We start from the raw sequence: 10,280 nt of genomic DNA on the forward strand, positions 1-10,280 counted from the left end.
GGGCCAACGAAGACCTTTGAACCATGGCCACTATCCACGTAGACGGCAAAGCGCTCGAAGTCGACGGGGCAGACAACCTGTTACAGGCATGTCTGTCGCTGGGCCTCGACATCCCTTATTTCTGCTGGCACCCCGCGCTTGGTAGCGTCGGGGCCTGCCGCCAGTGTGCGGTCAAGCAGTACACCGACGAGAACGACACCCGTGGTCGCATCGTCATGTCCTGCATGACACCTGCCACCGACAACACCTGGATCTCCATCGACGATGAAGAATCCAAGGCGTTCCGCGCCAGTGTTGTCGAATGGCTGATGACCAACCACCCGCACGACTGCCCTGTGTGCGAAGAAGGCGGTCATTGCCACCTGCAAGACATGACCGTGATGACCGGCCACAACGAGCGCCGTTATCGCTTCACCAAACGCACCCACCAGAACCAGCAACTGGGCCCGTTCATTTCCCACGAAATGAACCGCTGCATCGCTTGCTACCGCTGCGTGCGTTTCTACAAGGACTACGCCGGCGGCACCGACCTCGGGGTGTTCGGCGCCCACGACAACGTGTACTTCGGTCGCGTTGAAGACGGCACCCTCGAAAGCGAGTTCTCCGGCAACCTCACCGAGGTCTGCCCGACCGGTGTGTTCACCGACAAGACTCACTCCGAGCGCTACAACCGTAAATGGGACATGCAGTTCGCGCCGAGCATCTGCCATGGCTGCTCGAGCGGTTGCAACATCTCTCCGGGCGAGCGCTACGGCGAACTGCGTCGCATCGAAAACCGTTTCAACGGTTCGGTGAACCAGTACTTCCTGTGCGACCGTGGCCGTTTCGGTTATGGCTACGTCAACCGCACCGACCGTCCACGTCAGCCGCTGCTGGCCGACGGCACGAAACTGGGCCTGGATCAGGCGCTGGACAAGGCTGCCGATCTGCTGCGCGGGCGCAACATCGTCGGTATCGGTTCGCCGCGTGCCAGCCTCGAAAGCAACTACGCGCTGCGTGAACTGGTTGGCGCCGAGCACTTCTACTCTGGTATCGAAGCGTCCGAACTAGAGCGCATCCGTCTGGTTCTGCAAGTGCTCAAAGACAGCCCGTTGCCCGTGCCGAACATGCGCGACATCGAAGACCACGACGCCGTATTCGTCCTCGGTGAAGACCTGACCCAGACCGCCGCCCGTATGGCCCTGGCCCTGCGTCAGTCGGTCAAAGGCAAGGCTGAAGACATGGCCGAAGCCATGCGCGTCCAGCCATGGCTCGACGCCGCTGTGAAAAACATCGGTCAGCACGCGCTGAACCCGCTGTTCATCGCCAGCCTGGCTGAAACCAAGCTCGACGACATCGCCGAAGAGTGCGTTCACGCCGCTCCCGACGATCTGGCGCGCATCGGTTTCGCCGTGGCTCACGCTCTGGATGCCAGCGCCCCTGCCGTTGAAGGTCTGGACGCTGAAGCTCTGGAACTGGCCAAGCGCATTGCCGACGCCCTGATCAAAGCCAAGCGTCCGCTGATCATCGCCGGTACTTCGCTGGGCTCCAAAGCCCTGATCGAAGCGGCGGCAAACATCGCCAAGGCTCTGAAGCTGCGCGAGAAGAACGGCTCGATCAGCCTGATCGTGTCGGAAGCCAACAGCCTCGGTCTGGCCATGCTCGGTGGCGAATCGGTGGATGCTGCGCTGCAAGCCGTGATCGACGGCCAGGCTGACGCCATCGTCGTGCTGGAAAACGACCTGTACACCCGCACCTCGAAAGCCAAGGTCGATGCCGCACTGAACGCTGCGAAAGTGGTGATCGTTGCCGACCATCAGAAGACCGCCACCAGCGACCGCGCGCATCTGGTTCTGCCGGCGGCCAGCTTCGCTGAAGGCGACGGTACGCTGGTCAGCCAGGAAGGTCGCGCCCAGCGCTTCTTCCAGGTTTTCGACCCGCAATACATGGACGCAAGCATTCTGGTTCACGAAGGCTGGCGCTGGCTGCACGCCCTGCGCTCGACCCTGCTGAACCAGCCGATCGACTGGACGCAACTGGACCACGTCACCGCGGCCGTGGCGTCGAGCACCGAGCAACTGGCACGTATCGTCGACGCTGCACCGTCTGCTGCGTTTCGCATCAAGGGTCTGAAACTGGCGCGTGAGCCGCTGCGTTATTCCGGTCGCACCGCGATGCGCGCCGACATCAGCGTTCACGAACCGCGTACTCCGCAAGACAAAGACACCGCGTTCGCCTTCTCCATGGAAGGTTACTCGGGCTCCGTCGAACCGCGTCAGCAGGTGCCATTCGCCTGGTCGCCGGGCTGGAACTCGCCGCAGGCCTGGAACAAGTTCCAGGACGAAGTCGGTGGTCACATCCGCGCTGGCGACCCGGGTACCCGCCTGATCGAAAGCACTGGCGATTCGCTGAACTGGTTCGCCGCTGCGCCGCGTGCGTTCAACCCGGCGCCGGGTACTTGGCAAGCCGTGCCGTTCTTCCACCTGTTCGGCAGCGAAGAGAACTCTTCGAAAGCCGCCCCGGTGCAAGAGCGCATTCCGGCGCCATACGTTGCACTGGCCAAGTCCGAAGCCGATCGCCTGGGTGTCAACGACGGTGCCCTGCTGAGCCTGAACGTGGCCGGCCAGACCCTGCGTCTGCCATTGCGTATCAATGAAGAACTGGGCGCAGGTCTGGTGGCATTGCCTGCGGGCATCGCTGGCATTCCACCGGCATTCGCCGGCGTATCCGTCGACGGTCTGCAGGAGGCAGCGCAATGACCTGGTTCACCCCTGAAGTGATCGATGTGATCCTCTCGGTCGTCAAAGCCATCGTGATTCTGCTGGCCGTTGTGGTCGCGGGTGCGTTGCTCAGCTTTGTCGAGCGTCGCCTGCTGGGCTGGTGGCAGGACCGTTACGGTCCGAACCGCGTTGGCCCGTTTGGTATGTTCCAGATCGCCGCAGACATGCTCAAGATGTTCTTCAAGGAAGACTGGACCCCGCCGTTTGCCGACAAAGTGATCTTCACTTTGGCGCCGGTGGTGGCCATGTCCGCCCTGCTGATCGCGTTTGCGATCATCCCGATCACCCCGACCTGGGGCGTGGCGGATCTGAACATCGGCCTGCTGTTCTTCTTCGCCATGGCCGGTCTGTCGGTCTACGCGGTGCTGTTCGCCGGCTGGTCGAGCAACAACAAGTTCGCCCTGCTCGGCAGCTTGCGTGCCTCGGCGCAGACCGTGTCCTACGAAGTGTTCATGGGCCTGGCCCTGATGGGCATCGTGGTTCAGGTCGGCTCGTTCAACATGCGCGACATCGTCGAGTACCAGGCGCAGAACCTGTGGTTCATCATTCCGCAGTTCTTCGGCTTCTGTACCTTCTTCATCGCTGGCGTCGCCGTGACTCACCGTCACCCATTCGACCAGCCGGAAGCGGAACAGGAACTGGCTGACGGTTACCACATTGAATACGCCGGTATGAAATGGGGCATGTTTTTCGTCGGTGAATACATCGGCATCATCCTGATCTCGGCGCTGCTGGTCACCCTGTTCTTCGGTGGCTGGCACGGTCCGTTCGGCATCCTGCCGCAACTGGCGTTCGTCTGGTTCGCACTGAAGACCGCGTTCTTCATCATGCTGTTCATCCTGCTGCGCGCTTCCATTCCGCGCCCGCGTTATGACCAGGTGATGGATTTCAGCTGGAAATTCTGCCTGCCACTGACCCTGATCAATTTGCTGATAACCGCTGCGGTTGTGTTGTGGAACACACCTGCGGTTGCGGTTCAGTGAGGATTTGACCCATGTTCAAATATATTGGCGACATCGTTAAGGGTACTGGTACCCAGTTGCGCAGCCTGGTCATGGTCTTCGGCCATGGCTTTCGCAAGCGCGACACCCTGCAATATCCGGAAGAGCAGGTCTACCTGCCGCCACGCTACCGTGGCCGCATCGTCCTGACCCGTGACCCCGATGGCGAAGAGCGTTGCGTAGCCTGCAACCTGTGCGCCGTGGCTTGCCCGGTCGGTTGCATCTCGCTGCAGAAAGCTGAAACCGAAGACGGTCGCTGGTACCCGGACTTCTTCCGTATCAACTTCTCGCGCTGCATTTTCTGCGGTCTCTGCGAGGAAGCCTGCCCGACCACCGCGATCCAGCTGACGCCGGATTTCGAGATGGCCGAGTTCAAACGTCAGGACCTGGTGTACGAGAAAGAAGATCTGTTGATCTCCGGCCCCGGCAAAAACCCTGATTACAACTTCTATCGTGTTGCAGGTATGGCAATCGCTGGCAAGCCGAAAGGCTCCGCGCAGAACGAAGCCGAACCGATCAACGTGAAGAGCTTGCTGCCTTAAGGAAGAACGATGGAATTCGCTTTCTATTTCGCATCGGGTATCGCTGTTGTGTCCACGCTACGCGTGATCACCAACACCAACCCTGTGCACGCCCTGCTCTACCTGATCATCTCGTTGATCGCCGTGGCCATGACCTTCTTCGCACTCGGCGCCCCGTTCGCCGGCGTGCTGGAAGTGATCGCCTACGCCGGCGCCATCATGGTGCTGTTCGTGTTCGTGGTGATGATGCTGAACCTGGGCCCGGCCTCGGTTCAGCAGGAACGTACCTGGCTCAAGCCCGGCATCTGGGCAGGGCCGGTGATTCTCGCCGCGCTGCTGCTGGCCGAACTGCTGTATGTGCTGTTCGCTCACCAGAGCGGTCAGGCCATCGGCCACACCACCGTCGATGCAAAAGCCGTGGGCGTCAGCCTGTTCGGCCCGTATCTGCTGGTGGTCGAACTCGCCTCGATGCTGCTGCTCGCCGCAGCCGTCACGGCGTTCCATTTGGGCCGTAACGAGGCGAAGGAGTAAGACATGCCTGCTATCCCTCTCGAACATGGATTAGCCGTCGCCGGCATCCTGTTCTGCCTTGGTCTGGTCGGCCTGATGGTCCGCCGCAACATTTTGTTCGTGTTGATGAGTCTGGAAGTAATGATGAACGCCTCGGCACTGGCGTTCATTGTTGCAGGCGCCCGTTGGGGCCAGCCGGATGGACAGATCATGTTCATCCTGGTGATCAGCCTTGCAGCCGCCGAGGCCAGTATTGGTCTGGCGATCCTGCTGCAACTGTATCGCCGCTTCCACACGCTCGATATCGACGCTGCCAGTGAGATGCGCGGATGAATCTTATCTTTCTGACTTTCGTATTCCCTCTGATCGGTTTCCTGCTGCTGTCGTTCTCCCGTGGACGCTGGTCGGAAAACCTCTCGGCGCTGATCGGCGTGGGTTCCATTGGCTTGTCGGCGATTGTCGCCGCCTACGTCATCTGGCAATTCAACGTCGCGCCACCCGAAGGCGGTCACTACACGCTGGTACTGTGGAAGTGGATGGCGGTCGAAGGCTTCAAGCCTGACTTCGCCCTCTACGTCGATGGCCTGTCGATCACCATGCTCGGCGTGGTTGTCGGTGTAGGTTTCCTGATCCACCTGTTCGCGTCCTGGTACATGCGCGGCGAAGCGGGTTACTCGCGCTTCTTCTCGTACACCAACCTGTTTATCGCCAGCATGCTGTTCCTGGTACTGGGCGATAACCTGTTGTTCCTGTACTTCGGCTGGGAAGGCGTGGGCCTGTGCTCGTACCTGTTGATCGGTTTCTACTACAGCAACCGCAACAACGGGAACGCCGCACTCAAGGCCTTCATCGTGACCCGCATCGGCGACGTGTTCATGGCCATCGGCCTGTTCATCCTGTTCCAGCAAGTGGGCACGTTGAACATCCAGGAACTGCTGGTGCTGGCACCGCAGAAATTCCAGGTCGGCGATTTCTGGATCACGTTGGCGACCCTGATGCTGCTGGGCGGTGCGGTCGGTAAATCGGCACAACTGCCACTGCAAACCTGGCTCGCGGACGCGATGGCTGGCCCGACGCCGGTTTCGGCACTGATCCACGCTGCCACCATGGTAACCGCCGGTGTCTACCTGATCGCCCGTACCCACGGTCTGTTCACCCTGGCGCCGGACATCCTGCACCTGGTTGGCATCGTGGGCGGTGTGACGCTGGTGCTGGCAGGTTTCGCAGCACTGGTGCAAACCGACATCAAACGTATCCTCGCCTACTCGACCATGAGCCAGATCGGCTACATGTTCCTGGCGTTGGGCGTCGGTGCATGGGATGGCGCGATTTTCCACCTGATGACCCACGCCTTCTTCAAGGCCCTGCTGTTCCTGGCTTCCGGTGCGGTGATCGTTGCCTGCCACCACGAGCAGAACATCTTCAAGATGGGCGGTCTGTGGAAGAAACTGCCACTGGCCTACGCCAGCTTCATCGTCGGCGGCGCGGCGTTGTCCGCCCTGCCACTGTTGACCGCAGGCTTCTACTCCAAGGACGAAATCCTCTGGGAAGCGTTCGCCAGCGGCAATCACGGCTTGCTCTATGCCGGCCTGGTCGGTGCGTTCATGACCTCGCTGTACACCTTCCGCCTGATCTTCATCACGTTCCACGGTGAAGCCAAGACCGAAGCTCACGCCGGTCACGGCATCGCTCACTGGCTGCCACTGTCGGTGCTGATCGTATTGTCGACATTCGTCGGCGCCATGATCGTGCCACCGCTGCACGGCGTACTGCCGCAAAGCGTTGGTCATGCGGGTGGCGAAGCCAAGCACAGCCTGGAAATCGCGTCGGGCGCCATCGCCCTGGCCGGTATCCTGCTGGCGGCCCTGCTGTTCCTCGGCAAGCGTCGCTTCGTGACGGCAATCGCCAACAGCGGCATCGGCCGTTTCCTTTCGGCCTGGTGGTTCGCTGCCTGGGGCTTCGACTGGATCTACGACAAACTGTTCGTCAAGCCTTACCTTGCGATCAGCCACGTACTGCGCAAAGACCCGCTCGACCAGACCATCGGTCTGATCCCGCGTATGGCCAAGGGCGGTCACACTGCCCTGAGTCGCACCGAGACCGGTCAACTGCGTTGGTATGCGGCTTCCATGGCTGCTGGTGCCGTGCTGGTAATCGGCGCCATCGTGCTGGTAGCGGTCTGATATGAACCTTGCGAATTTGCGAAAGGAAACGAGCCCGTCATGATTCTGCCTTGGCTAATCCTGATCCCCTTCATCGGCGGCCTGCTGTGCTGGATGGGTGAGCGCTTCGGCGCTACCCTGCCCCGCTGGATTGCGCTGTTGACCATGACCCTGGAACTCGCCCTCGGCCTCTGGCTGTGGGCCCACGGTGACTATTCATTTGCTCCGGCGCCTGGCGCCGATCCGACCTGGGCGCTTGAGTTCAAGCACGTCTGGATCCAGCGCTTCGGCATCAACGTGCACCTGGCCCTCGACGGCCTGTCGCTGTTGATGATCCTGCTGACCGGCCTGCTGGGTATCCTCTCGGTACTCTGCTCGTGGAAAGAGATTCAACGTCACGTTGGCTTCTTCCACTTGAACCTGATGTGGATCCTGGGCGGCGTTGTCGGCGTGTTCCTCGCCCTCGACCTGTTCATGTTCTTCTTCTTCTGGGAAATGATGCTGGTGCCGATGTACTTCCTCATCGCGCTCTGGGGTCACAGTTCTTCGGACGGCAAGAAAACCCGGATCTACGCCGCCACCAAGTTCTTCATCTTCACTCAGGCGTCCGGCCTGATCATGCTGGTGGCGATCCTTGGTCTGGTGCTGGTCAACTTCAACAACACCGGCGTGATTACCTTCAACTACGCCGACCTGTTGAAAACCAAGATGTCGATGACCACCGAGTACATCCTGATGCTCGGCTTCTTCATCGCCTTCGCGGTCAAGCTGCCGGTCGTACCGTTCCACTCGTGGTTGCCTGATGCCCACGCCCAGGCGCCGACTGCCGGTTCCGTCGACCTCGCCGGTATCTTGCTGAAAACCGCGGCCTACGGTCTGCTGCGTTTCGCCCTGCCGCTGTTCCCGAATGCCTCGGCCGAGTTCGCGCCGATCGCCATGACCCTTGGTCTGATCGGGATCTTCTACGGTGCGTTCCTCGCTTTCGCGCAAACCGACATCAAGCGTCTGATCGCCTTCTCGTCCGTTTCCCACATGGGCTTCGTGTTGATCGGCATCTACTCCGGCAGCCAACTGGCGCTGCAAGGCGCTGTGATCCAGATGCTCGCGCACGGTGTATCGGCGGCGGCACTGTTTATCCTCAGCGGTCAGTTGTACGAGCGTCTGCACACTCGTGACATGCGTGAGATGGGCGGTGTGTGGTCGCGTATCGCTTATCTGCCAGCGATCAGCCTGTTCTTCGCAGCCGCTTCGTTGGGTCTGCCGGGTACCGGTAACTTTGTCGGTGAGTTCCTGATCCTGATCGGCTCCTTCGCGAGCTGGCCGTGGATTACTGCGATTGCCACTTCCGGTCTGGTGTTCGGCTCGGTCTATTCGCTGATCATGATCCACCGTGCTTATTTCGGTCCGTCCAAATCGGATTCGATCCTGCACGGCATGGACGCTCGCGAACTGATCATGGTGCTGGGCCTTGCGGTACTGCTGATTTACCTCGGCGTCTACCCGCAACCGTTCCTCGACACTTCTGCCGCCACGATGCATGGCGTACAGCAGTGGCTCGGCACCGCCTTCACTCAACTCGCTTCGGCCCGGTAAGAGCGCTATGGAATTTACGATTCAACACTTTATTGCGCTTGCGCCACTGTTGATCACCAGCCTCACCATTATCGTGGTGATGCTGGCAATCGCCTGGCGCCGCAACCACTCGCAGACCTTCCTGATCTCGGTGGCTGGTCTGAACCTGGCCTTGCTGTCGATCCTGCCAGCCCTGAAAGTCGCGCCTCTGGCCGTAACGCCATTGCTGCAAATCGACTCGTTCGCTTGCCTGTACATGGCGCTGATCCTGGTCGCCACCCTCGCTTGCGTCACCCTCGCCCACGCCTACCTGGGCGATGGCGGTTCGGGTTACCCGGGCAACCGTGAAGAACTGTACCTGCTGATCCTGATGGCCGCCGCCGGTGGTCTGGTTCTGGTCAGCGCGCAGCACCTGGCCGGTTTGTTCATCGGTCTGGAACTGCTCTCGGTACCGGTTTACGGTCTGGTGGCCTACGCCTTCTTCAACAAGCGTTCGCTGGAAGCCGGCATCAAATACATGGTGCTGTCGGCCGCCGGTTCCGCGTTCCTGTTGTTTGGTATGGCGCTGCTGTACGCAGACTCCGGTTCGCTGAGCTTCGTCGGTATCGGTCAAGCGCTGGCCGCGACCGGCCTGCCAAGCTCGCTGGCGCAACTGGGCCTGGGCATGATGCTGATCGGTCTGGCGTTCAAGCTGTCGCTGGTACCGTTCCACCTGTGGACGCCGGACGTGTATGAAGGTGCTCCAGCACCGGTGGCTGCGTTCCTTGCGACCGCTTCAAAAGTGGCCGTGTTTGCGGTGATGGTGCGTCTGTTCCAGATCTCCCCTGCCGCGAGCAGTGGTGTACTGAGCGACGTGCTGACCGTCATCGCGATTGCCTCGATCCTGTTCGGTAACCTGCTGGCCTTGACCCAGAGCAACCTCAAGCGTCTGCTCGGTTACTCGTCCATCGCGCACTTCGGCTACCTGCTGATTGCACTGGTGGCGAGCAAGGGTCTGGCAGTGGAAGCCATCGGCGTCTACCTGGTCACCTACGTGATCACCAGCCTCGGCGCGTTCGGCGTGATCACTCTGATGTCCTCGCCGTACAACGGCCGCGACGCCGATGCACTGTATGAGTACCGCGGCCTGTTCTGGCGCCGTCCGTACCTGACCGCCGTCCTGACCGTGATGATGCTGTCCCTGGCCGGTATCCCGCTGACTGCCGGCTTCATCGGCAAGTTCTACATCATCGCCACCGGTGTCGAATCGCACCAATGGTGGCTGGTAGGTTCGCTGGTACTGGGCAGCGCCATTGGCGTCTTCTACTACCTGCGCGTGATGGTCACCCTGTACCTGATCGAGCCGAACCTGCGCCGCCACGATGCGCAATTGCACTGGGAACAGAAGGCAGGCGGCGTGATGCTGCTGGCCATCGCCCTGGTTGCTTTCTTCCTCGGCGTTTACCCGCAACCATTGCTGACACTGGTGCAGCAGGCGGGTCTGGCTGGCTGATTGTTCGGCTGGCTAGACATGAAAACGGCACCTTCGCAGACTGTGTGAAAACCTAGCAATCTGCGCAGCGCTCAATGAAAATGCTCCGTATCGAAAGATACGGAGCATTTTTCGTTATGGCCTACATCCAAGGAGTGTCCCGCAGCCAGACCAGCGTGTTCCCGGCCTCGCTGGAGGAACTGATCCCCGAGGATCACCTCGTTCGTGTGATCGACCTCTACGTCGCCAAGCTGGATCTGGTGCAACTGGGCTTTGACAAAGCG

Annotated in this window: 8 protein-coding genes and 1 pseudogene; all 9 read left to right on the plus strand. The window is 60.6% G+C overall.

Annotation, left to right across the window (positions count from 1 at the left end):
* Nucleotides 1-23: 23 nt before the first annotated feature.
* Nucleotides 24-2,738, plus strand: a complete 2,715-nt coding sequence (nuoG, locus tag AACY11_RS25700; RefSeq protein ID WP_339434121.1) for an NADH-quinone oxidoreductase subunit NuoG — start codon at nt 24-26, stop codon at nt 2,736-2,738.
* The gene (gene nuoH / locus AACY11_RS25705) at nt 2,735-3,742 is read left to right on the plus strand and encodes an NADH-quinone oxidoreductase subunit NuoH (RefSeq protein ID WP_339434122.1); all 1,008 of its coding nucleotides are present in this window, start codon (nt 2,735-2,737) and stop codon (nt 3,740-3,742) included. The genes nuoG and nuoH overlap by 4 nt, the downstream gene beginning before the upstream one ends.
* 11 nt (nt 3,743-3,753) lie before the next feature.
* Nucleotides 3,754-4,302 (plus strand): NADH-quinone oxidoreductase subunit NuoI, encoded by a 549-nt coding sequence (gene nuoI / locus AACY11_RS25710; RefSeq protein ID WP_221610035.1) that lies wholly within the window; start codon nt 3,754-3,756, stop codon nt 4,300-4,302.
* A gap of 9 nt (nt 4,303-4,311) precedes the next feature.
* Complete coding sequence (gene nuoJ / locus AACY11_RS25715; RefSeq protein WP_339434123.1) at nt 4,312-4,812, plus strand: NADH-quinone oxidoreductase subunit J; 501 nt, start codon at nt 4,312-4,314, stop codon at nt 4,810-4,812.
* Between the two features lie 3 nt (nt 4,813-4,815).
* The gene (gene nuoK, locus AACY11_RS25720; RefSeq protein WP_003223790.1) at nt 4,816-5,124 is read left to right on the plus strand and encodes an NADH-quinone oxidoreductase subunit NuoK; all 309 of its coding nucleotides are present in this window, start codon (nt 4,816-4,818) and stop codon (nt 5,122-5,124) included.
* The gene (gene nuoL, locus AACY11_RS25725; RefSeq protein ID WP_339434124.1) at nt 5,121-6,974 is read left to right on the plus strand and encodes an NADH-quinone oxidoreductase subunit L; all 1,854 of its coding nucleotides are present in this window, start codon (nt 5,121-5,123) and stop codon (nt 6,972-6,974) included. Before nuoK ends, nuoL begins: the two co-directional genes overlap by 4 nt.
* 39 nt (nt 6,975-7,013) lie before the next feature.
* A complete protein-coding gene (gene nuoM, locus AACY11_RS25730) occupies nt 7,014-8,546 on the plus strand; it encodes an NADH-quinone oxidoreductase subunit M (protein WP_339496009.1) in 1,533 nt (510 codons plus the stop codon).
* Between the two features lie 7 nt (nt 8,547-8,553).
* Complete coding sequence (gene nuoN, locus AACY11_RS25735) at nt 8,554-10,017, plus strand: NADH-quinone oxidoreductase subunit NuoN (protein ID WP_008082842.1); 1,464 nt, start codon at nt 8,554-8,556, stop codon at nt 10,015-10,017.
* 116 nt (nt 10,018-10,133) lie between these two features.
* Nucleotides 10,134-10,280, plus strand: a pseudogene (locus tag AACY11_RS25740) (IS5/IS1182 family transposase); the annotation flags it as partial.

The organism is Pseudomonas sp. RA_105y_Pfl2_P56 (genome assembly GCF_963970845.1).
Classification (GTDB): domain Bacteria; phylum Pseudomonadota; class Gammaproteobacteria; order Pseudomonadales; family Pseudomonadaceae; genus Aquipseudomonas; species Aquipseudomonas baetica_A.

Coding starts and splice junctions, on each gene's coding strand:
- nuoG (WP_339434121.1), top strand. CDS start 24: ATGGCCACTATCCACGTAGACGGCAAAGCGCTCGAAGTCGACGGGGCA.
- nuoH (WP_339434122.1), top strand. CDS start 2,735: ATGACCTGGTTCACCCCTGAAGTGATCGATGTGATCCTCTCGGTCGTC.
- nuoI (WP_221610035.1), top strand. CDS start 3,754: ATGTTCAAATATATTGGCGACATCGTTAAGGGTACTGGTACCCAGTTG.
- nuoJ (WP_339434123.1), top strand. CDS start 4,312: ATGGAATTCGCTTTCTATTTCGCATCGGGTATCGCTGTTGTGTCCACG.
- nuoK (WP_003223790.1), top strand. CDS start 4,816: ATGCCTGCTATCCCTCTCGAACATGGATTAGCCGTCGCCGGCATCCTG.
- nuoL (WP_339434124.1), top strand. CDS start 5,121: ATGAATCTTATCTTTCTGACTTTCGTATTCCCTCTGATCGGTTTCCTG.
- nuoM (WP_339496009.1), top strand. CDS start 7,014: ATGATTCTGCCTTGGCTAATCCTGATCCCCTTCATCGGCGGCCTGCTG.
- nuoN (WP_008082842.1), top strand. CDS start 8,554: ATGGAATTTACGATTCAACACTTTATTGCGCTTGCGCCACTGTTGATC.